Source organism: Caenimonas sp. SL110, assembly GCF_001044395.1.
GTDB lineage: Bacteria > Pseudomonadota > Gammaproteobacteria > Burkholderiales > Burkholderiaceae_C > Ramlibacter.
Window position 1 is genome coordinate 108,802 of sequence record NZ_JANU01000023.1, and the last position, 20,521, is coordinate 129,322.

General features: G+C 64.2%; 19 protein-coding genes. 17 read left to right on the plus strand and 2 right to left on the minus strand.

Annotation, left to right across the window (positions count from 1 at the left end):
* Nucleotides 1–15 precede the first annotated feature (15 nt).
* Nucleotides 16–1,131 (plus strand): hypothetical protein, encoded by a 1,116-nt coding sequence (locus AQ12_RS22165; RefSeq protein WP_053076718.1) that lies wholly within the window; start codon nucleotides 16–18, stop codon nucleotides 1,129–1,131.
* A 19-nt stretch (nucleotides 1,132–1,150) separates the two neighbouring features.
* On the plus strand, nucleotides 1,151–2,707 hold the full coding sequence (locus AQ12_RS12975; protein WP_238587716.1) for a long-chain fatty acid--CoA ligase: 1,557 nt from the start codon (nucleotides 1,151–1,153) through the stop codon (nucleotides 2,705–2,707).
* On the opposite strand, the gene AQ12_RS12980 is transcribed toward AQ12_RS12975, so the two are convergent.
* The gene (locus tag AQ12_RS12980; protein WP_048440327.1) at nucleotides 2,704–3,339 is read right to left on the minus strand and encodes a TetR/AcrR family transcriptional regulator; all 636 of its coding nucleotides are present in this window, start codon (nucleotides 3,337–3,339) and stop codon (nucleotides 2,704–2,706) included. The two genes, AQ12_RS12975 and AQ12_RS12980, sit on opposite strands and share 4 nt — an antisense overlap.
* Before the next feature lie 113 nt (nucleotides 3,340–3,452).
* Between AQ12_RS12980 and AQ12_RS12985 the strand changes: the two genes are divergently transcribed.
* The 7 genes from AQ12_RS12985 to AQ12_RS22170 all read left to right on the plus strand — a co-directional run bounded on the left by AQ12_RS12985 (nucleotide 3,453) and on the right by AQ12_RS22170 (nucleotide 11,392).
* The gene (locus AQ12_RS12985; protein ID WP_048440328.1) at nucleotides 3,453–4,730 is read left to right on the plus strand and encodes an NAD(P)/FAD-dependent oxidoreductase; all 1,278 of its coding nucleotides are present in this window, start codon (nucleotides 3,453–3,455) and stop codon (nucleotides 4,728–4,730) included.
* Nucleotides 4,731–4,816: 86 nt separating this feature from the next.
* A complete protein-coding gene (locus AQ12_RS12990) occupies nucleotides 4,817–5,647 on the plus strand; it encodes an ABC transporter ATP-binding protein (RefSeq protein WP_048440329.1) in 831 nt (276 codons plus the stop codon).
* Entirely contained in the window at nucleotides 5,644–6,438 is a 795-nt protein-coding gene (locus AQ12_RS12995; RefSeq protein ID WP_048440373.1) for an ABC transporter ATP-binding protein, read from the plus strand. Before AQ12_RS12990 ends, AQ12_RS12995 begins: the two co-directional genes overlap by 4 nt.
* On the plus strand, nucleotides 6,431–8,293 hold the full coding sequence (locus AQ12_RS13000) for a long-chain fatty acid--CoA ligase (protein WP_048440330.1): 1,863 nt from the start codon (nucleotides 6,431–6,433) through the stop codon (nucleotides 8,291–8,293). The genes AQ12_RS12995 and AQ12_RS13000 overlap by 8 nt, the downstream gene beginning before the upstream one ends.
* Entirely contained in the window at nucleotides 8,290–9,162 is an 873-nt protein-coding gene (locus AQ12_RS13005; protein ID WP_048440331.1) for a branched-chain amino acid ABC transporter permease, read from the plus strand. Before AQ12_RS13000 ends, AQ12_RS13005 begins: the two co-directional genes overlap by 4 nt.
* The gene (locus AQ12_RS13010) at nucleotides 9,162–10,208 is read left to right on the plus strand and encodes a branched-chain amino acid ABC transporter permease (RefSeq protein WP_048440332.1); all 1,047 of its coding nucleotides are present in this window, start codon (nucleotides 9,162–9,164) and stop codon (nucleotides 10,206–10,208) included. The genes AQ12_RS13005 and AQ12_RS13010 overlap by 1 nt, the downstream gene beginning before the upstream one ends.
* Nucleotides 10,209–10,234: 26 nt before the next feature.
* A complete protein-coding gene (locus AQ12_RS22170) occupies nucleotides 10,235–11,392 on the plus strand; it encodes an ABC transporter substrate-binding protein (RefSeq protein ID WP_053076719.1) in 1,158 nt (385 codons plus the stop codon).
* Between the two features lie 191 nt (nucleotides 11,393–11,583).
* On the opposite strand, the gene AQ12_RS13020 is transcribed toward AQ12_RS22170, so the two are convergent.
* Entirely contained in the window at nucleotides 11,584–12,177 is a 594-nt protein-coding gene (locus AQ12_RS13020; RefSeq protein WP_048440333.1) for a TetR/AcrR family transcriptional regulator, read from the minus strand.
* Between the two features lie 124 nt (nucleotides 12,178–12,301).
* On the opposite strand from AQ12_RS13020, the gene AQ12_RS13025 reads away from it, so the two are divergent.
* From AQ12_RS13025 to AQ12_RS13060, 8 genes are all read left to right on the plus strand, one after another.
* A complete protein-coding gene (locus tag AQ12_RS13025) occupies nucleotides 12,302–13,462 on the plus strand; it encodes an acyl-CoA dehydrogenase family protein (protein ID WP_048440334.1) in 1,161 nt (386 codons plus the stop codon).
* A 2-nt stretch (nucleotides 13,463–13,464) separates the two neighbouring features.
* Nucleotides 13,465–14,166 (plus strand): transglutaminase family protein, encoded by a 702-nt coding sequence (locus AQ12_RS13030; protein ID WP_152682784.1) that lies wholly within the window; start codon nucleotides 13,465–13,467, stop codon nucleotides 14,164–14,166.
* A 5-nt stretch (nucleotides 14,167–14,171) separates the two neighbouring features.
* Nucleotides 14,172–15,347 (plus strand): CaiB/BaiF CoA-transferase family protein, encoded by a 1,176-nt coding sequence (locus tag AQ12_RS13035; protein WP_048440335.1) that lies wholly within the window; start codon nucleotides 14,172–14,174, stop codon nucleotides 15,345–15,347.
* Nucleotides 15,344–15,898 (plus strand): DUF2889 domain-containing protein, encoded by a 555-nt coding sequence (locus tag AQ12_RS13040; protein WP_048440336.1) that lies wholly within the window; start codon nucleotides 15,344–15,346, stop codon nucleotides 15,896–15,898. Before AQ12_RS13035 ends, AQ12_RS13040 begins: the two co-directional genes overlap by 4 nt.
* The gene (locus tag AQ12_RS13045) at nucleotides 15,895–16,575 is read left to right on the plus strand and encodes a nitroreductase (protein WP_048440337.1); all 681 of its coding nucleotides are present in this window, start codon (nucleotides 15,895–15,897) and stop codon (nucleotides 16,573–16,575) included. Before AQ12_RS13040 ends, AQ12_RS13045 begins: the two co-directional genes overlap by 4 nt.
* An 82-nt stretch (nucleotides 16,576–16,657) precedes the next feature.
* Complete coding sequence (gene acsA, locus AQ12_RS13050) at nucleotides 16,658–18,487, plus strand: acetate--CoA ligase (RefSeq protein ID WP_082151581.1); 1,830 nt, start codon at nucleotides 16,658–16,660, stop codon at nucleotides 18,485–18,487.
* A complete protein-coding gene (gene pdhA, locus AQ12_RS13055) occupies nucleotides 18,487–19,509 on the plus strand; it encodes a pyruvate dehydrogenase (acetyl-transferring) E1 component subunit alpha (protein ID WP_048440338.1) in 1,023 nt (340 codons plus the stop codon). The genes acsA and pdhA overlap by 1 nt, the downstream gene beginning before the upstream one ends.
* On the plus strand, nucleotides 19,506–20,519 hold the full coding sequence (locus tag AQ12_RS13060; protein WP_048440339.1) for an alpha-ketoacid dehydrogenase subunit beta: 1,014 nt from the start codon (nucleotides 19,506–19,508) through the stop codon (nucleotides 20,517–20,519). The genes pdhA and AQ12_RS13060 overlap by 4 nt, the downstream gene beginning before the upstream one ends.
* Nucleotides 20,520–20,521 lie beyond the last annotated feature (2 nt).

Consider the following 20,521-nt stretch of genomic DNA (forward strand, 5'->3'; position numbering starts at 1 on the left):
AGACAAAGAACTCCCATGATCACACCTCAAGACGACCTGCTGGGCCACCAGACCCCCGGCACTTTCGCGCAAGCCGGCAACGGCGATCCGCGCTTCACCGAGCGTTACTGGTACACCGCTCATCCGGTGGACGGCACACCGCTCATCATCGATATCGGCCTGGGGTACTACCCCAATCGCGGCGTGATGGACTGCTTTGCGGGCGTGACGGTGGGTCGCACGCAGCACAACTTTCGCGCCTCGCGCCAGCTCGGTGCGAATCCGCTTGAGACCGCCGTAGGCCCGCTTCGCCTGGTCATGGTGCAGGGCCTGCAGGAACATCGGCTCACCCTGTCTGACAACGCATCCGGTCTGTCGTTCGACCTGACCTTTGAAGCCAGCTTTCCGGCAGCACAGGAAAAACAGAGTTTTCGCGAACGCAAGGGGCAGGTCGACGAGGACCTGGCGCGGGTTGCACAACTGGGGCGATATCGCGGCTGGCTTGTGGTCGATGGCGTACGCCATGAGCTCACGCCCTCGACCTGGTGGGGCCAGCGCGACCGCTCATGGGGCATCCGCTCGGAGATGCGCACGGATTTCGCCAATCCACCCATGCAGCAGCACAGCAATTTTTTCTGGACGTGGTCGATGTTCCAGTGCGAGACGGTGGGCGTCTCCATCTTCATGAAAGAGCGCGAGGCCGGCAAGCCGTACTACCTGTCGGGGGCCGAGTTCGTGCGCCCGCCTGACGGGAGCGTGCGCAAGCGCGAAGCCGTGTCCGCCACCCACGACATCCAGTGGGCCGATGACCCGTTGGGCCAGAGCATGGAAAGTGCGACCTTGCGGCTTGACTTTGAAGAAGGCCCGCCGCGCGTGCTCCAGCTCCAGGCCCTTCCCACCCGCTTCTATCTCAAGGGCGGCCTGTATGGCGGCTATGGCGGCTGGAATCACGGCGACGACAGGGGCGTCTATGCCCAGGCGCATGACATGTGGAACCTGGACGATGCACAGACCCGCGAACGAGCGCGCACCTTGTCTGACCATGTGGTCCGTGTGACGACGGACGGCCTGTCTGGAATCGGGATCAGCGAATACGGCGTGGCGCAGGGTTTCGCACGCTACCCCGCGCCGCAGCGCTTTCCCGCGCTGTGAGTGCAGCAAGGAGCCGGCCATGATGCAATTGACCCAAGCCCTCACCCGCGCCGTGCAGACGCGCAGCCGCAGCACGGCGACTGTCTATCGCGACCGCAAGCGGACCTGGGGCGAGATTGGCGAGCGCGTGCCGCGGCTGGCTGCCGGATTGCGCGCGCTTGGATTGCAGCCCGGTGACCGGCTCGCGGTGCTCTCGCTCAACAGCGACAACTACATCGAGCTCTTCTTCGCAGCCGCCTGGGCCAACCTGGTGCTGGTGCCGCTGAACACGCGCTGGGCTGTGCCGGAAAACATCTACACCCTCAAGGATGCCGGTTGCGTCGCGCTCATCGTGGACGATGCGTTCGCGGGCCATGTGCCGGAATTGCTCAACGGCCATGCGATGGCGCACGTGCTGTATTGGGGCGATGGCCAGGCACAGCACGGCATGAAGGATTGCGAAGCACTCATCCGCGAGACCGCGCCCATCGCCGATGCGTGCGGCGAGGGCGACGACCTGTGCGGCATCTACTACACCGGGGGCACCACGGGTCACCCCAAGGGCGTGATGCTGTCGCACAAGAACTTTTGCGCAGCATCGGTCAACTGGATCGCCACGCTGCATTTCTCGGAAGACACGGTGTACATGCATTCAGCCGGGCTGTTCCACCTGGCCGGTGCGTCCCCGGCCTTTGCGTTGACGATGGCTGGCGGCACCCATGTCTGCCTGCCCAAGTTCGATGCAATCCTCGCGTTCGAGGCGATCCAGCAGCACCGCATCAACTACGTGCTGTTTGTCCCGACGATGATCAACATGATGCTGAACCATCCGGACTTCGACCGGTATGACCTCACCAGCGTGCGCTATTGCGAGTACGGCGCATCGCCCATGCCCGATGCGGTGCTGGCTGCGGCGATCCAGAAGTTGCCTTCGTGGGAATTCATCCAGGGCTACGGCATGACGGAATCGGCTGCACTCACCGTGAGCCTGCCGTGGAAGTACCACTTCGACGGCCCCCACGGCAAGGCGAGGCGGCAGGCGGCCGGTCGCGCCGCGTATGGCGTCGATGTGAAGATCGTCGATCCACAGGGGCTGGAACTGCCGCGTGGCGAGATCGGCGAAATCGCTGTGCGCGGCGCGCAGGTGATGCTGGGCTACTGGAACAAGCCCGAAGCGACGGCGGCGGCGCTGCGCAACGGCTGGATGCACACCGGCGACGGCGCCTACATGGATGAAGACGGCTTTGTCTTCATCGTGGACCGCGTAAAAGACATGATCATCAGCGGGGGCGAGAACATCTATTCGCGCGAAGTCGAGAACGCGGTGCATGCGCACCCCGCCGTGCGCGAGTGCGCCGCCATCGGTGTGCCTGACGACAAGTGGGGCGAGGCCGTGCTGGCGATCGTGACGCTCAAGGACGGCCAGCGCGCGAGCGCCGAAGAGATCATCGCGCACTGCCACACGCTGATCGCCAACTACAAGTGTCCGCGCAAGGTGGAGTTTCGCGATGCGCTGCCGCTTTCCGGCGCGGGCAAGATCATGAAGAACGTGTTGCGCGATCCGTACTGGCAGGGCAAGACACGGTCGGTGAACTAGAAGCCTGCTCCCGCCGCCGGTTCCGCGCCCGGCAAGAGTTGGGCACCGCGAAATCCGTTGATGAAAAGATCAGAGATCCGCTGTGCCAACTCCGCCGGCGCGATCGAGCCATTGCGCCGGTACCAGGTAAATGTCCAGATCATCATTCCGTACAGCAGCAGCGCATAGGGCGTCTCCAGCTTCTGCTGGGACATGAGCTGGGGGTTGATCTCGCGCAGCAGGCCTTCGAGCAAGCTGGTCATTTCCACTTCCAGCTTGCGCACATGTTCGCGTTGCCCGCGCGGAAGAAACTTCAGGTCGTTCATCAGCATGATGTGCTCATCGCGCGAGCGTGCAGCGCCTTGCACGAAGCTGTCGATGAACAGGCCGAACCGCTCTTCGGCCGGCAGGGGCAAGTGAATAATGCGCGCGAGGTCCGCGGCCTGCTGCGTGATGTGCTCGTGCACGATCGCATAGAGCAGGTCTTCCTTGCTCGGGAAGTAATGGTAGAGATGCGACTTGGACGTGCCGCAGGCCTGGGCGACGTCCATCATCGTCGCCACATCGAAACCCTTGCGCGCAATCAGCGTCGCGGCCTTGCCGAGAATTGCGTTGCGCTTGTCATCGTAATCGTGCGCTCGAACCCTTGTCATGTGCCTCTCCTGCCTCAGGTGATGACCGCTTGCATCCGCGATCCATCGGTCTTATAGTTAGACCGACGAGTCGGACTATAAATCATCGGCTCAGCAACCAGACTAGGGAAAGCATGGAGACAACGCACAACGCACTCGTCATCGTAGGCGCTGGACACGCGGGTAGCGAGCTTGCCGTGTCGGCGCGTCAGCAGGGATGGACCGGGCCCATCCTGCTGTTGGGTGACGAGCCGTTCATGCCGTATCACCGGCCACCATTGTCCAAGGCTTTCCTGGCGGGCAAGGTCGATGCCCAGTCGTTGCTGCTGCGTTCGCAGTGGGCCTACGACGCGGCGAACATCACGCTCATGCCGGGTGTGCGGGTCAAGCGCATCGATCGCGCCGCGCGCACGGTTGAACTGGCAGACGGCACCCATCTGGCCTACGCGAAGCTTGCGCTTTGCACGGGTGGCAGGCCGCGCCTGCTGGCCTGCGCCGGCATCGATGCGCACAAGCCGCCGTCCAATCTGCTCTACCTGCGCACGCAGAAGGACGCGCTCGCTATTGCCGGGCACCTGAAACCGGGCGCGCGCCTGGTCGTCATCGGCGGCGGCTATGTCGGGCTCGAAGTCGCGGCATCGGCGATTGCGCTGGGCGCGCGCGTGACGCTGCTCGAAGCGCAACCTCGCGTGCTCGCGCGCGTCGCCGGTCCCGAACTGTCGAAGTTCTATGAAGGCGTGCACCGCGCCGCAGGTGTCGATGTGCGCACGGGCGTCTCGATGCGCGCGGTGCATACAGAGGCGGGGCGAATCGTGAGGATCGAATGCGAGGACGGTGAGAGCTTCGACGCGGACGTCGTTGTCGCGGGCCTGGGCATGCTGGTCAATGACGAAGCGGCGCGCGCAGCGGGCCTTGCAACCGACGCGGGCCTGGAAGTCGACGAGAACGCCTGCACACGCGATCCCGACATCGTTGCGGCCGGTGACTGCACCGTTCACTTCGACAAGCTCTACGGCCGCACGATCCGGCTCGAATCGGTGCCCAACGCGCTGGAGCAGGCGCGCAGTGCGGCCGCATGGCTGTGCGGCAAGAGCAAGCCCAACCAGGGCGTGCCGTGGTTCTGGTCGGATCAATATGACCTCAAGCTGCAGATGGTGGGCCTGTCGCAGGGCTATGACCGGTGCGTCATCCGGGGCGACACGGCTTCCCGAAGTTTCTGCGCGTTCTACCTGCAGGGTGATCGACTGCTTGCGGTTGACGCGGTCAATCGGGCGGGTGATTTCATGGCCGCCAAGCGGGCGCTGGCGCAGCCTGTGTTCCTGCCGCCCGAGCTCGATCTGGCCGATGAAAACCATTCGCTGAAGGATGTCTTTGCGGCGGCAAAATCCGCCCCGATTACGGGTAATCACTAAGGGGTCGTACCCGTGATGTGCGCCCATAATCCAGTCCATTCAAAGACCGACGCGACGGTCTAACAATACAGGAAAAGAACACCCCGATGGTTCCCGTTCCAGATCCCAAGACTGCAGTGCCACCGGCCCTGGCAGTGCACAACATACAGATCGTCTATGGCGGCGCGATCGAGGCCGTGCGCGACGTATCGCTGGAGGTGCGCCCCGGACAGATCGTTGCCTTGCTCGGCTCCAATGGCGCTGGCAAGTCCACCGTGCTCAAGGCCATTTCGGGTGTGCTCGATGCCGAAGACGGCGTGATCGAAAAAGGCTCGATTCACCTGAACGGCGAGCCGATCGAACGCGAGCCGGCACCGCGCATCGTGCGCCGCGGCATGGTGCAGGTGCCCGAAGGCCGCAGGTTGTTCGGCACGCTGACGGTCGATGAGAACCTGATCGCCGGCGCTCACCTGCAAAGCAGCGCCGAGATGGGCAAGGGCAAGGACTATGTCTATTCACTGTTCCCGCGCCTGGCCGACCGGCGCAAGCAGATCGCGGGCTATCTGTCCGGCGGCGAGCAGCAGATGGTGGCCATCGGCCGCGCGCTCATGAGCCAGCCCAAGGTGCTGGCACTCGATGAGCCTTCGCTCGGACTTGCGCCGCTGATCGTGAGCGAGATCTTTTCGTGCATCGCCAAGCTGCGCGAAACGAACGGCCTCACCATCTTGCTGGTCGAGCAGAACGCCAGCCGCGCGCTGGCGATTGCCGACTACGCCTACATCATGGAAAACGGCCGCGTCGTGCTCGATGGCACCAGCGACCAGTTGCGCAGCAACGCAGACGTGCGCGAGTTCTACCTCGGCATTTCGGCGCAACCGGGCCGCACCAGCATGAAGGACGTCAAGCACTACAAGCGTCGCAAGAGGTGGCTGTCATGAACGATTTCACCCATGTGACCCCGGTGCTGGATGTGCGCGGGATTTCCAAGCGATTCGGCGGCGTGAAGGCCGTGGACAACGTGAGCCTCACCGTGATGCCCGGCGAGATCGTGAGCCTGATCGGGCCGAACGGCGCGGGCAAGACCACGACCTTCAACCTCATCAGCGGCGTGCTGCCGCCCAGTGAGGGGCAGATCTTTTTGCACGGCAAGGACACGGCGGGGCTGAAGTCCAGCGACTTCGCGCGCGCTGGCATTGGCCGCACCTTTCAGAATCTCGCGTTGTTCCGGCAAGGCACGGTGGTCGAGAACCTGCTGGTCGGACGCCACATCCATTTCAACTACACGCTGCTGGAAACCCTGGCTTTCTGGGGCCGCCCCCGGCGCGAAGAGATTGCCGCACGCGAAAAAGTCGAGCGGGTGATCGAGTTCCTGGAAATCGAGGAGCTGCGTGACAAGCCTGTATCGCAGCTGGCCTACGGGCAGCAAAAACGTGTCGAGCTGGGACGTGCCCTGGCCTGCGAGCCGACGCTGCTCTTGCTCGATGAAATCGTCGCGGGCATGAACCGCGAAGAAAAGGAAGACATCGCGCGATTCACGCTGGACATCCGCGACGAGTTCGGCATTGCGGTGCTGATGATTGAACATGACATGCAGGTGGTGATGGACCTTTCCGATCGCGTCTATGTGCTGGACTTCGGCCAGCTGATTGCCCACGGCACGCCCGCAGAAGTGGCGGCGGACCCGATGGTGCTGCAGGCCTATCTGGGCGAGGAGTCGGGTCATGCTTGATCACGACAGCCTGCTCAAGGGCGAAGCCACCATGCCCGGCCTGCTGCGCATGCAGGCGCGTGAACGCGGCGGCGAGGTCGCGCTGCGCGAAAAGGAATACGGCATCTGGCGCGGCCGCACCTGGGCCGACTACTGGCGCGATTCGCGCCGTGTTGCGCTCGGGCTGTGGAAGCTGGGCCTGCAAAAGGGCGACCGCCTGATCATCGCAGCCGAAGACGTGCCGCAGTGGTTCTACGCCGACCTGGGCGCGCAGATGATCGGTGTGCAGGTGGTCGGCATCTACCCGACCAACCCCTGGGCCGAGGTGCAGTACATCGCATCGCACTGCCAGGCGAAGATCGCGATCACCGGCGACCAGGAGCAGACCGACAAGGTGCTGGACGCCATGTCCAACGGCAATGGACTGCCGCACCTGGAGCACATCTTCTGCGTGGACATGAAGGGCCTGCGCCGCTATGACAAGGGCCGGCCCGACAGCTTCGACCAGCTGCTCGCGCTCGGCGACCAGTTGCTGGCAGAAGACCCGCGCGCCGAGTTGCGGCTGGACGCGTCGATTGATTCGCTGGTGCCTGATGACGTCAACATCCTCGTCTACACCTCCGGCACGACCGGACCGCCGAAAGGCGCGATGCTCACGCACCGCAACTTCGTGTTCGGCGCGTACTCGTATGCGGTCGCGCGTCAGATGCAGGGCAAGCCGTTTGAATCGGTGTGCTATCTGCCGCTGTGCCACGTGGCCGAGCGCACGTATTCGACGGTGTTGCACCTGATCACCGGCGGCTGCGTGAATTTTGCGGAGTCGATCGACACCGTCGCCACCAACATCCGCGAGATCGCACCGACGTTCTTTTTGGGCGTGCCGCGTATCTGGGAAAAGCTGCAGCAGCATTTCGAGTTCCGCATGAAAGACAGCGGATTCATCCAGCGCGCGATCTATCGCCAGGGCATGAAGCGCGGCCGCGTGCTGTCGGACCGGCGTGCGGTCAAGGGCAAGCTCACGGCGCTGGGCGACCGGGTCGAGTTCGCCTTCTGGTACGCCGCACTGTTTCGCAACATGCAGCGCCACATGGGCCTGAACCGCACGCATACCCGCATGTGCGGCGGCGCGTCCGTGTCGCCCGAGACGCTGCGTTTTTTCGACATCATCGGCTTGCCGGTGGGGCAGGGCTACGGCCTGACCGAAGCGGGTGGGCTGGCGTTCGTGCAGGTGCCGGGCAGGCCGTTCATTCAAGGCAGCTGCGGACCGGCGATGCCGGGCGTGGACTGGAAGATCGCCGAAGATGGCGAGGTGCTGGTGCGCTCGCCGGGCGTCTTCCAGGGCTATCTCTTCGACGACAAGGGCACTGCCGAAATCATGAAGGAAGACGGCTGGCTTGCCACCGGCGACATCGTGGAAGTGCGCGGCGGCGACGAGATTGCGGTGGTCGATCGCAAGAAGGCCATCATCATCACCAGCGGCGGCAAGAACATCGCGCCATCGGAGATCGAGAACGCGCTCAAAGACAGCCCGTTCGTGCGCGAGGCCATCGTTGTCGGCGAAGGCAAGAAGTTCCTGGGCGGCCTGATACAGATCGACTTCGACAGCGTGGGCCGCTGGGCGGCAGAGCGCGATCTGCAGTACACCACCTTCAAGTCGCTCACGCAGATGCGCGAGGTCAATGAACTGGTGCAGGGCGTGGTCGATGAGGTGAACTCGCGCTTTGCCCGTGTCGAGAACATCCGCAAGTTCGTGCTGCTCGAAAAAGAGCTGGACCACGACGACGGCGAACTCACTGCCACGCAGAAGGTGCGCCGCGGCCTCATCAACAAGAAATTCGCGCGCGAGCTCGAAGTGATTTACGGAGCCGCGCAATGAACTACTTCATCGAACTGGTGGTCTCGGGGCTTGCCGTCGGGGCCATGTACGGCCTGGTCGCGATGAGCTTCGCGATCATCTACAAGGCCACCGGCGTCGTCAATTTCGCGCAGGGCGAGATGGGCATGCTGTCGGCGTACACGACGTGGTCCCTTGCCACGACGTTCGGGACCGGCGGCCTGTTGACCGTGTTCCTCGCGGTCATCATCGGCGCGGTGCTGGGTCTGCTGTGCGAGCGGCTCATCATGCGTCCCATGCTGGGTGAGCCTGTGCTGTCCGTGGTGCTGGTCACGGTCGGTCTCGCGGTGGTGCTGCGCTCCATCGTGACGATCATCTGGGGCGCATCGCCGCACAAGTTCGAAGTGGCAGGCGCCGACACCATCATCGACCTGGGCGGGCTCGGCCTGCGGGTGAGCCAGCTGGGTGTGCTGGCGGCGCTGCTGCTGGCGGTGCTGGGCTTCTGGTTCTTCCTGCGGCACAGCCGGTTCGGCGTTGCGATGCGCGCGGTGGCCGCCGATGAAAAGACGGCCCGGCTGATGGGTGTTTCCACAGCACGCGTGCAAGCCGTTGCGTGGGCCTCGTCTTCGGCGCTGGCGGGCCTGGCAGGTGCGTTGTTCGCCGTCATCTACGGCCTCACGCCAACAATCTTCGAGCTGGGCCTGAAGGCGTTTCCGGCGACCGTGCTGGGCGGATTCGACTCCATCCTGGGCTCGGGCCTGAGCGGCCTGATCATCGGCGTGCTCGAAAACCTGGTAGGCGGCTACCTTCCGAGCACCTTCAAGGAAATCGCAGGGTTCGTGCTGATCCTGGTTGTGCTCATGGTGCGACCGTTCGGCCTGTTCGGCGAAAAACGAATCGAAAGAGTCTGATGAGAAGCGGATATTTCAAGGAACGTTACAGCGAGCTCATCGTCCTGACGGACTCGCCTGCGGTGAAGGCCTGGACGGCGGCGCTGGCGGTCGCGCTGGTGGTGGCACCGTGGCTCCTCAGCAGCTACATGCTGTCCCATGTGACATTGATCCTGTTCACCCTGATCGGCGTGCTGGGGCTGATGGTGCTGACGGGCTTCACCGGGCTGATCTCGCTGGGCCATGTGGGCTTTCTCATGCTGGGCGCATACGCCTATGCCATCGGCGTGACGCGCCTGGGCTTGCCGCCTGAACTGGCACTGCTGCTGTCGGCGATCGTTCCGGCCGTGTGCGGGCTCGTGGTCGGCGTGCCTTCGCTGCGATTGCACGGGCTGTACCTGGCGATCACCACGCTGGCCTTCAGTCATATCGTGAGCGCAGCCATCCTTGCGGGCGGCAAGTTCACCGGCGCTGGCAAGGGCATCTCGATTCCCCGCCCGACGATGCTGGGCATGGACCTGTCGAGCGACCGCGCGTTCTACTGGTTTTGCCTGGGCATGTGCGTGCTGGCGCTGGCCGTCACGCTGAACATCCGCCGCTCGTACTTTGGCCGCGCGCTGGTTGCCATTCGTGACAACGACATTGCGGCGCGCACCATGGGCGTCAACCTGGTGCGATTCAAGCTGATTGCATTCATCGTCAGCGCGGCCCTCACCGGCGTGGCCGGTTCGCTCATGGGCATGTACCTGGGCATCGTGAGCGTGGAGGGCTTTCCGTTCCTGCTGTCGATCGAGGCCCTGGCCATCGTGATCGTGGGCGGGCTGGGCTCGGTGCTGGGCGCCGTGTTCGGCGCGATTTTCATCGTCACCTTGCCAGAGGTATTTGCGTCCTTCATGTCAGCCGTCGGTGGACGCCTGCAAGAGACGATGACTTCCAGCGCACACGAGATCAAGAGCGTGCTCTACGGGCTCGCGATCATCGCGTTTCTTCGCTTCGATCCACGCGGCCTGCGTGGCATCTGGCATGACATCCGGCACGCATGGGTCAACTGGCCCCAGCGTTATTGAATTCTGACAACCCCAGGAGTTAAAACATGAGCAAACAAATCTTCATCCGCAGCGCCATCGTTCTCGCCGCTGCCTGCGCGGCCTTGCCGGCCGCGGCCCAGCAGGGCGTGACCGACACCGAGATCGTGTTGGGCGACATCCTGCCGCTGACCGGCCCGCCGGCGCTGCTGGGTGTGGCGCACAACCTGGGCGTGAAGACCGCCATTGCAGAGATCAACGCAGCTGGCGGCATCAACGGCCGCAAGTTCCGCCTGGTCTCCGAAGACGATGGCTATGTTCCGACGCGCACCGTGCAGGGCGTGCGCAAGCTGCTGACCAGCGACAAGGTCTTCGCCTTCACCTCGATTTCTGGCACTGCACAGGCAGAAGCGGCCATGCCTCTCATCAAGCAGGCAGGCATCCCGGCGATGGCACCGATCACGACCTATGAGGGGCTGTACAAGCCGGTCATCAAGAATGTGTTCGCAGTCGGCTACGACATGCGCAGCGCCGTCGAGGAACTCGTGACCATGATGGCCGACCGTTACCCGGGCAAGAAGTGGGCAATCATTTCGCAGGACGACGACTACGGCGAGAACGTGCGCGCGGGTTTCGAGGCTGCTGCAAAGGCCAAGAAACTGCAGATCGTCTCGTCGCAGATTTTCAAGAAGGGCCAGAGCGATTTTTCGTCCGAGATCCTGAAGGTCAAGCAGGCCGGCGCTGAAGCCTTGATGGCTGGCGGCGTGCTCGGTGAAAACGTCGCGATGACCAAGGAGCTGGAGCGCATCGGCCACAAGATCCCGACGGGCGTGACCTATGTTTCGCGCGTCCCTGCGAGTGCCAAGCTGATGGGTTCGGCTGGCGAGAGCGTGTACACGATTGACTACGTCCACCTGGAAAGCTCACCGCAAGGCAAGGCCTTCACCGAGAAGCTCACCAAGTACCTGACGCCCGAAGAAATGGGCCGCGTGAACCGCTACACCTACACGGGCTATGGCTCGACCCGCGCATTGTTCGACGCCATCGCCCGTTGCGGCAAGGCCTTGACCTGGGACTGCACGAATGCGGAACTCGCGAAGGTGCGCAACCTCGATACCGGTGTGATGACGCCGATCGGCTTTTCCGCGACCAACCACCTGGCCGCGCCGAAGCTGATGCTGTTGAAGGCGGATCCTGCTGCGGTGACGTACAAGCCGGCGCTGTAAATCGTATTCAGGCTGTCATTGCGGACTGTTCAAAGGCCGCATCCGCTTCGCGGTCGATGCCGGATCGAGTCCGGCATGACAACAGGGTGGAGGCTGTCATTGCGGACTTGATCCGCAATCCATCGTTGATCAGGCGCCGCATCCGCTTCGCGGTGGATGCCGGGTCGAGTCGGGCCTGACAACAGGGTGGATCAGGCTTTCTCGGCGAGAAAGCCTTTCAAAAACAGCCGCCCCATGCGATCGCACAGTTCCTGTGGTTTCATGGTGCCGCCGGGCTTGTACCAGAAGTCGGCCCAGTTCAGCATGCCGATCAACATCATCGTGTAGGGCATGTAGACGTCTTCCGGCAGGCCCGGGTTGAGGTCGCGCAGCAGCAGGCTGACGCTGTGCGTGAGCTGGCGCTGCAGTGCCAGCAGCGGGGCCTGTTTGGCCTTGGGCAAATACTTCACGTCGTTCATCGCGGTCACGTGCCGGCGGCGGGACTGCGCGGACTTTTGGGTGTAGGCCAACACCAGCGCCATCAACTTTTCGCGGGGCGTCCCTGCCGAGGCAATCGCCTCATCCAGACCCTGTATCACTCGCTGCAGGTGCTCCATCAGCATGGCGTAGAGCAGGTCTTCCTTGGTCGGGAAGTAGTGATACAGCATCGACTTGGTCGCGCCGCAGGCCTGCGCAATGTCCTGCATCTTGGCCGACGGATAGCCCTCTTTGGCAAAGAGTGACGCGGCGCAATCCATGATGGCCAGGCTTTTGGTTTCGTAATCGTCCGAACGTACGCGGGGCATGGGTTCTCCTGTGGCGGGAAGTGTAGCAAGCACGCTTGCATAGTCCGACCGGACTGCTTAAAATAAACCGACGCGCCGGACTATCTATGTCGGTAGTACGCGCAACTCAAGCAATGAAAACCACATGACCGAATTCGAATTCCAGGAACCCGACTTTCTCGGCGAAGACCTGCGCATGGTGCGCGACCAGGTACGCCGCTTCGTCAACGAAGAAATCGTTCCGCATGGCGAGGCCTGGGAGGCCAGCGGAGAGATTCCACGCAAGCTGTTTCGGGACCTGGGCGCCCTTGGGTTCCTGGGTATGCGCCACCCCGTCGAATACGGCGGCGGCGGCATGGGCGCGATGGCATCCGTCGTGCTGGGCGAGGAACTCTCGCGTTCGACTTTCGGCGGCGTCGCTTCCGCGCTCACGGTGCACAGCGACATGTCGATCGGCCACATCGCCCATCGCGGCACGCATGAGCAAAAGCTCAAGTACCTGCCAGCAGCGTGTGCGGGCGAAAAGATCGGCGCGGTCTGCGTGACGGAGCCGCATGCGGGCTCGGACGTTGCGGGCCTGAAGACGCGTGCGGTGCGCACCGCAGGTGGCTGGGTCATCAACGGCTCCAAGACCTTCATCACCAACGGCGTGTATGGCGACATCTACATCATCGCCGCCCGCACCGACCCTGAGGCCAAGGGCAGCCGCGGCATCTCGCTGTTCATCGTCGACAAGGAAAACCCCGGCCTCAAGATCGCCCGCAAGTTCGACAAGCACGGCTGGCGTTCGTCGGACACGGCCGAGCTGTTCCTGGACGATCTGCATGTGCCGCACGACGCGCTGCTCGGCGAGGAGGGCAAGGGCTTCTACTACATCATGAGTACCTTCCAGAACGAGCGGCTGGTCGTGGGCGCGCTCGCATCGGGCACCAGCTCCAAGGCGATCGAGCTCACGGTCGAATACCTCAAGCAGCGACAGGCGTTTGGCAAATCGCTGTGGGAACAACCGGTGGTGCGCAACAAGCTGGCATGGGTTGCTTCCAAGGCGGCGGCCGTGCGCGCGCTGACCTACCAGTGCGCCCAGATGATCGACGAGGGCAAGGACACGGTGCGCGAAGTGTCCATGCTCAAGGCGTTCGGCGCCGAGACGCTGCAGGAAGTGGTGCACACCTGCCTGCAACTGCATGGCGGCACGGGTTTCATCATTGGCACGCCGGTCGAGCGGATGGCGCGCGATTCGCGCATCCTGACCATAGGCGGCGGCGCGACGGAGGTCATGCTGGAAGAGGTGGCCAAGCGCATGTGAGCGTGACCGGCCGCACCATGCCCATCGAATTCACGCCTTACGGATGGCCCGAGCCCGGGCCGCTTTACCTGGCACCGACCGCGATTCTCGACTTCGAGAACCCGGCGGTTGCCAGCTTTACCGATGACGCAGTCGCCGGTGCGGTGACGCAGCGCGAACGTGCGGTGCGTTTGTTCTACGCTGTACGCGACCGCATCCGCTATGACCCCTATTGCATGACGCTGGACGCTCGGGAGTTTTCAGCGGGCGCGGTCGTGCGCGACATGCGCGCGTTCTGCATCCCCAAGGCCGTGCTGCTTGCGGCTTGCGCGCGGCGCGTGGGAATTGCGAGCGCAATCGGCTTGTCCGATGTGGTGAACCACTTCACCAGTGCCAAGCTGCAGCAGGCGATGGGCGGACGCGAAGTGTTCGTCAACCATGGCTGGGCTGCCCTGTACATCGATGGCAAATGGCTCAAGGCCGTTCCCGCATTCAATGCGGAACTCTGCGCCCTGATGAATGTGCCACCGACCGAATTCGACGGCACGAAGCACGCCGTTTTGCAGCAGTTCAAGGAGGACGGCTCCGAGCACATGCGCTATCTGAAAGACCACGGCGTATGGGCCGACCTTCCATTCAATCGCATCCGTGATGACTTCGAGGGCTACTACCCACCGATCATGTGGGGCGCCACGCAGCCGACCGTCGAATTCGGCAAGGAATAGACAACATGCCCGGACCCCTGTCTCATCTCACCGTCATCGAACTCGCGGGCATTGGCCCGGGCCCCTTCGCCTGCATGATGCTGGCCGACATGGGCGCGAAGGTGATTCGCATCGACCGTATTCCCTCTGGCAAGCCGGCAGGCAGCGGCGTCGAGAACCTGCTGCGCAACGACGGCATGGTCGATCGCGGTCGCCAGTCGATTGCTATCAACACCAAGGACCCGCGCGGCGTCGAGGCGGTGCTGCGGCTCGCGCAGAACGCCGACATCCTGATCGAAGGATTCCGCCCCGGCGTCGCCGAAAAGCTCGGCCTCGGCCCCAAAGACCTGCACGCGCGCAACCCGAAGCTGGTCTACGGCCGCATGACCGGCTGGGGCCAGACCGGTCCGTTGGCGCAGGCGGCGGGCCACGACATCAACTACATCGCATTGAGTGGCGCGCTGCATTCGATGGGCGCTGCTGACAGGCCACCGGTGCCGCCGCTGAACCTGGTGGGTGACTACGGCGGAGGCGGCATGCTGCTGGCGTTCGGCGTGCTCGCGGCCTATGCGCAGGCGCAGCATTCGGGCGAGGGCCAGGTGGTTGATGCAGCCATGACCGATGGCGCGGCGCTGCTGATGGCCGCCCAGTACGGACTCATGGCCAAGGGCATGTGGAACGACGGCCGCGAGAGCAACTTTCTCGATGGCGCGGCTCATTTCTACGGCACTTACGAATGCGCTGATGGCCGCTACGTCTCGGTGGGTGCGATCGAGCCGCAGTTCTACGCGAAGCTCATGCAGGTGTGCGCCATCGACGATCCGCACTTCCAGCAGCAATGGGACAAGGCCGAGTGGCCTGCCTTGCGCGAGAAGCTCGCCGCCGTTTTTCGAACGAAGACGCGAGACGCGTGGTGCGAACTTCTGGAGGGCAGCGACGCGTGCTTCGCCCCGGTGCTCTCCATGACCGAGGCGCCTTTGCATCCGCACAACGTTGCGCGCGCAACCTTTGTGACTGAAGGTGGTGTGTCGCAGCCCGCACCCGCGCCGCGCTTTGACCGGACGCCCGCGAGCCTGCCGCCCAAGGCGCCGCAGGCAGGTCAGCACAGTGCTGACCTGCTCGCGCAGGCAGGTCTGTCGGCGGCTGATATCGCCGCGCTTTTGGCGGCGGGCGTCGTGCATGACGCTTCGGGGCCTGCATGAGTGAGTCCCTTGCGGTCTCGCCGCGCACGCTCGCGCACACACGCCGCATCAGCTGCGAGGGTTTCACGCGCGCGGACGGTTTGTTCGAGATCGAAGGACTGCTGATCGATACCAAGCCGACATCGCTCCAGCTGGTGACAGGGCCGGTGCCTGCGGGCACGCCGATCCACCAGATGCGCGTGGTGCTGGTGATCGACCGCCAGCGCACCATCTTGCAGGTGCGGGCGAGCACCGAGCACTCGCCTTATCCCGTGTGCGGCGAGATCACTTCAACCTATGGGCAACTCGTGGGCCTGCGAATCGAGCCGGGCTTCACGCGCGAGGTCAAGCGCCTGTTTCGGGGTGTCCGTGGCTGCTCGCACATGACCGAGCTGTTGCCTCCGATGGCCAGCACGGCCTTTCAGCTGCTGTGGGCAGACGGCGATTTTGAGAGCGCCGACGCGCCGGGCAGTGAGCGTCGCACCTCGCCACTGGGCGGCTGCCACGCGCTCAAGCTCGATGGCGTTATCGTGCGGACGTATTTCCCCAACGTGAAGGAATCGTCTGCATGACTGCCAACGCCATCGACAAACAACCGACGCTGCAAGAACTGCTGGATGGCCGGCACAGTTGCCGTGGGTTTCTTTCCCAGCCTGTGCCACGCGAGACCATCGAGCGCATTTTGCGTATCGCGCAGCGCACGCCCTCATGGTGCAACACGCAGCCCTGGCAGATTGCGATCACCAGTGGAGAGGCCACCGACCGGTTCCGCGCCGCGATGCTGGCTGCGACGCAGCAACCCGCGTCGCCCGACTTCGCATGGCCCGCCTATCAGGGCGTGTACCAGGAGCGCCGGCGGGAGTGCGGCTTCGCGCTGTACGAGAGCGTCGGTGTTGCGCGCGGTGACCGTGCCGCGTCAGCGCAGCAAGCCCTGGAGAACTTCCGCCTGTTCGGTGCGCCGCACGTGGCGATGGTCACCACCGATGCAGCGCTGGGTGTTTACGGCGCGATCGACTGCGGGGCGTGGGTCGGCAACTTCATGCTGGCTGCGCGCAGCCTTGGGGTGGCGACTGTGCCGCAGGCAGCGCTGTCTTCGTGGCCGGATGTCGTGCGGGAACACTTCGGGCTGCCCGCCGAGAGGCTGGTGGTGTGCGGTGTTTCGTTTGGTTTTGAAGACCCGTCGCATCCAGCGAACCAGTTTCGCACCACGCGGGCCACGCTGGACGCCGTAGTGCAGTGGCGCGACTGACTCCTGCTGCAACCGCGCCGACTTGAGGCAGGTCAAGGCGGATGGCTGGCGGCCCGCCATGATGAAGGCAGGAGCAAATCCCATGACAGCCGACATGCCGCCCAGCGAAGTCCGACCCGCGCGAGATCCGGTTCGCAAGAACATCGCCCTGTTGGCCGTGCCTCCCAATCTGCGCGACTACGACGCGACCTGCGCCGGGTTCAGTTGGGAGGCTGCAGGCAGTCTGCTGGATGGATTGCCCGGCGGGCAAGGGCTCAACATGGCCCACGAAGCCGTCGATCGTCACCTGCACGAGGGCCGTGCGCACAAGGTGGCGTTGCGCTGGGTCGGCAAAGATGGCGACCGGCGTGAACTGAGTTTTCGGGACCTGAGTGAAGAAACCAACCGGTTCGCCAACGCCCTCGCATCGCTGGGCGTGCAGCCGGGCGAACGGGTGTTCGTGATGATGGGTCGGCAGCCTGAGCTCTACGTCGCGGTGCTGGGCGCCTTGAAGGCGCGTTGCGTGGTGACGCCGCTGTTCTCTCAATTCGGTCCGGAGCCCATCGCGACTCGCGCCGAAGTTGCCGACGCCCGGGTGCTGGTCACCACGCCCGAGTTGTACCAACGAAAGATCCAGGGCCTGCGCGCGCGGCTGCCCGGTTTGCAGCACGTCATTCTGGCTGGGGCTCAGGGTGCGGCGATCCCCGCAACGTATCGATGGGATGACGTGGTGGCGGCAGCATCGCCCGCGTACACCATCGGCCCGACCGACCCCGAGTCGATGGCCCTGCTGCATTTCACCAGCGGCACCACCGGGCGGCCCAAGGGTGCGGTGCACGTGCATGCCGCGGTGCTGGCCCATCGCGTGACCGGCATCCATGCGCTGGATTTGCACGATGACGATGTCTTCTGGTGCACTGCCGATCCCGGCTGGATCACCGGCACGAGCTACGGCATCCTCGCGCCTCTGTGCAGCGGCGTCACCAGCGTGGTGGTCGAGGCGGAGTTCGATGCGCAGGCCTGGTACTCGGTGCTGGAGCGCGAGAAGGTGACGGTCTGGTACACCGCGCCCACCGCCATTCGCATGATGATGAAGCTGGGCGTGCAAGCGGTCCAACCGTATGACCTGTCGGCGCTGCGCTTTGCGGCCAGCGTCGGCGAGCCGCTGAACCCGGAAGCCGTGGTCTGGGGGCTGGATGCCTTCGGCCTGCCGTTCCACGACAACTGGTGGCAGACCGAAACCGGCGGCATCATGATTTCCAACTTCGCGGCAATGGACATCAAGCCCGGGTCCATGGGTAAGCCCTTGCCCGGAATCACTGCCGCCATCGTGCGCAGGCGAGATGACGGCCACATCGAGACCATCGATGAGCCGATGGTGGACGGGGAGCTGGCGCTGCGTACGCCCTGGCCGTCGATGATGCGCGGTTACCTGCACGAGCAGGAACGCTACGCAAAGTGCTTTGCCGATGGCTGGTACCTCACCGGCGACCTGGCCCGGCGCGACGTCGACGGCTACTACTGGTTCGTCGGGCGGGCCGATGACGTCATCAAGTCCGCCGGCCACCTGATCGGCCCTTTCGAAGTTGAAAGCGCGTTGATGGAACATGCCGCGGTGGCCGAGGTGGGTGTGATCGGCAAGCCGGACCCTATCGTGGGCGAGGTGGTGAAGGCATTCGTCGCGCTCAAGCCGGGTTACGAGGCCAGCGAAGCCCTGCGGCGCGAACTGCTGGGACATGCCCGCAAGCAGCTCGGCGCGGCCGTCGCACCCAAGGAAATCGAGTTCCGCATCAACCTGCCCAGGACACGCAGCGGCAAGATCATGCGGCGGCTGCTGAAAGCGCGGGAGCTCGGCTTGCCCGAAGGCGATCTCTCCACGCTGGAGAGCGACGAAGTGAAGACCTCGCCCGTATCGCCAGGGGCCACCTCGTGATGACCGCCAAGATCCACCTCGACCGGCAGCACCTGCAAGGCCTGTATCGGCAGATGCTGCGAATCCGTCGGTTCGAGGGCAAATGCGTGGAGCTGTACCAGGACCAGCAAATTCGCGGCTTCCTGCACCTGTATGACGGCGAGGAAGCGGTCGCGGTCGGAATCATGGCCGCATTGCAGCCGCAGGACGCGGTCGTCGCGACCTATCGCGAACACGGCCACGCGCTCGCCCGTGGCGTCCCCATGGACCGCCTGCTGGCGGAGATGCTGGGCAAGGTCGAAGGCTGCTGCCGCGGCCGGGGTGGCTCCATGCATATCTTCGATCAGCAGCACCGTTTCTTTGGCGGAAACGCCATCGTTGGCGGCGGCCTGCCATTGGCGGCCGGGATTGCACTGGCCGACAGGCGCTTGCGCCCGGGGTCGGTCACGGCCTGCTTCTTTGGCGAAGGCGCGGTGACCGAGGGCGCATTTCACGAGACGATGAACCTCGCGCGCATCTGGAAGCTGCCGGTGCTGTTCGTCTGCGAGAACAATCTCTACGCGATGGGCATGCCGCTGGCCGACGCCGAGGCCGAGACGGAAATCTTCCGAAAGGCGCAGGCCTACCGCATGCCGGCAGAAGCTGTGGACGGCATGGACCCGGTTGCAGTGGAGGCGGCCGCTGGCCGCGCGCTGGAGCAGGTTCGCGCCGGCGGCGGACCCTTCTTCCTGGAATGCCGAACCTACCGGTTCCGCGCGCACTCGATGTTCGATGCGCAGGCCTATCGCAGCCGCGACGAGGTGCAGGCCTGGAAGCAGCGGGACCCGCTGGAGCGGCTCGCGGGCTGGATGCGTTCCAACCACATGCTGGCGCCGGACGACGAGGCGCAGATGGCGCGCGCGGTGGACGAAGAGCTCGCTGCGGCCGTGCGTTTTGCGCAGGCAGGAACGCTGGAGCCGGTGGCGGACCTGGAGCGCTTTGTTTGCATGGATTCGGTGGTGCAGGAAGTTGTGCAGCAAGCCCTGCAGGGGAGCACGGCATGAGTGCCGCAGGCGATCAGGCGGCGCTCGAGCCGCAGCGCATGACCTATCGTGAAGCGTGCCGCCAGGCGATCCGCCAGGCGTTGCACGACGAGCCGCGGGCCTTCGTGATGGGCGAGGACGTGGGCAAGTACGGCGGCTGCTACGCCGTCACCAAGGGCTTGCTGGAGGAGTTCGGTCCCGAACGCATCGTGGATACGCCGCTTGCAGAAAACGGCTTCGTCGGAGCAGGCGTCGGGGCCGCGCTGGCGGGTCTGCGGCCCATCGTGGAAATCATGACCTGCAATTTCAGCCTGCTGGCGCTCGACCAGATCATGAACAATGCGGCGACGCTGTCCCACATGTCCGGCGGGCAGTTCTCGGTGCCGCTGGTGATTCGCATGGCAACCGGTGCCGGCCGGCAGCTCGCTGCCCAGCACTCGCACAGCCTGGAGGGCTGGTATGCGCACATCCCCGGCCTGAAGGTGCTCGCACCGGCCACGGTGGAGGACGCGCGCTACATGCTGGCCGCAGCGCTTGCCGATCCGAACCCGGTGCTGATCTTCGAGCACATCGTTCTCTACAACACCGAGGGAGAACTGAACCCCACTGTCCAGTCGGTTGACATCGAGCATGCCTGCATTCGCAGGCCGGGGCGCGACCTCACGCTGGTGGCCTACGGCAACAGCGTGCCGAAATGCATGGAGGCCGCGCAACTGCTGCAGGCGCAGGGCGTGGAGGCGGAGGTGATCGACTTGCGTGTGTTGCGCCCGCTGGATGATGCAACCGTGGCCGCCTCGCTCTCGCGCACGCGCCGATGCGTGATTGTTGACGAGGGATGGCGAAGCGGCTCGCTGTCTGCCGAACTGGCGGCGCGTCTGGCGCAGCGGTCGTTCTATGACCTCGATGCACCGATTGCACGTGTGTGCGGACGCGAAGTGCCAGTGCCCTATGCCGCGCACATGGAAGAGGCCGCATTGCCATCGGTCGCCGGCATTGTTGGTGCGGCGCGATCTTTGATGAGTGGGCGCTGAGC

What these genes read in the sequence shown, in the direction of transcription:
- AQ12_RS12990 (WP_048440329.1), top strand. Translation starts at nt 4,817, where the DNA reads ATGGTTCCCGTTCCAGATCCCAAGACTGCAGTGCCACCGGCCCTGGCA.
- AQ12_RS13060 (WP_048440339.1), top strand. Translation starts at nt 19,506, where the DNA reads ATGAGTGCCGCAGGCGATCAGGCGGCGCTCGAGCCGCAGCGCATGACC.
- AQ12_RS12995 (WP_048440373.1), top strand. Translation starts at nt 5,644, where the DNA reads ATGAACGATTTCACCCATGTGACCCCGGTGCTGGATGTGCGCGGGATT.
- AQ12_RS13040 (WP_048440336.1), top strand. Translation starts at nt 15,344, where the DNA reads ATGAGTGAGTCCCTTGCGGTCTCGCCGCGCACGCTCGCGCACACACGC.
- AQ12_RS12980 (WP_048440327.1), bottom strand. Translation starts at nt 3,339, where the DNA reads ATGACAAGGGTTCGAGCGCACGATTACGATGACAAGCGCAACGCAATT.
- AQ12_RS13010 (WP_048440332.1), top strand. Translation starts at nt 9,162, where the DNA reads ATGAGAAGCGGATATTTCAAGGAACGTTACAGCGAGCTCATCGTCCTG.
- AQ12_RS12985 (WP_048440328.1), top strand. Translation starts at nt 3,453, where the DNA reads ATGGAGACAACGCACAACGCACTCGTCATCGTAGGCGCTGGACACGCG.
- AQ12_RS13005 (WP_048440331.1), top strand. Translation starts at nt 8,290, where the DNA reads ATGAACTACTTCATCGAACTGGTGGTCTCGGGGCTTGCCGTCGGGGCC.
- AQ12_RS22170 (WP_053076719.1), top strand. Translation starts at nt 10,235, where the DNA reads ATGAGCAAACAAATCTTCATCCGCAGCGCCATCGTTCTCGCCGCTGCC.
- AQ12_RS13000 (WP_048440330.1), top strand. Translation starts at nt 6,431, where the DNA reads ATGCTTGATCACGACAGCCTGCTCAAGGGCGAAGCCACCATGCCCGGC.
- AQ12_RS12975 (WP_238587716.1), top strand. Translation starts at nt 1,151, where the DNA reads ATGATGCAATTGACCCAAGCCCTCACCCGCGCCGTGCAGACGCGCAGC.
- AQ12_RS13045 (WP_048440337.1), top strand. Translation starts at nt 15,895, where the DNA reads ATGACTGCCAACGCCATCGACAAACAACCGACGCTGCAAGAACTGCTG.
- AQ12_RS13035 (WP_048440335.1), top strand. Translation starts at nt 14,172, where the DNA reads ATGCCCGGACCCCTGTCTCATCTCACCGTCATCGAACTCGCGGGCATT.
- AQ12_RS13020 (WP_048440333.1), bottom strand. Translation starts at nt 12,177, where the DNA reads ATGCCCCGCGTACGTTCGGACGATTACGAAACCAAAAGCCTGGCCATC.
- pdhA (WP_048440338.1), top strand. Translation starts at nt 18,487, where the DNA reads ATGACCGCCAAGATCCACCTCGACCGGCAGCACCTGCAAGGCCTGTAT.
- AQ12_RS22165 (WP_053076718.1), top strand. Translation starts at nt 16, where the DNA reads ATGATCACACCTCAAGACGACCTGCTGGGCCACCAGACCCCCGGCACT.
- acsA (WP_082151581.1), top strand. Translation starts at nt 16,658, where the DNA reads ATGACAGCCGACATGCCGCCCAGCGAAGTCCGACCCGCGCGAGATCCG.
- AQ12_RS13025 (WP_048440334.1), top strand. Translation starts at nt 12,302, where the DNA reads ATGACCGAATTCGAATTCCAGGAACCCGACTTTCTCGGCGAAGACCTG.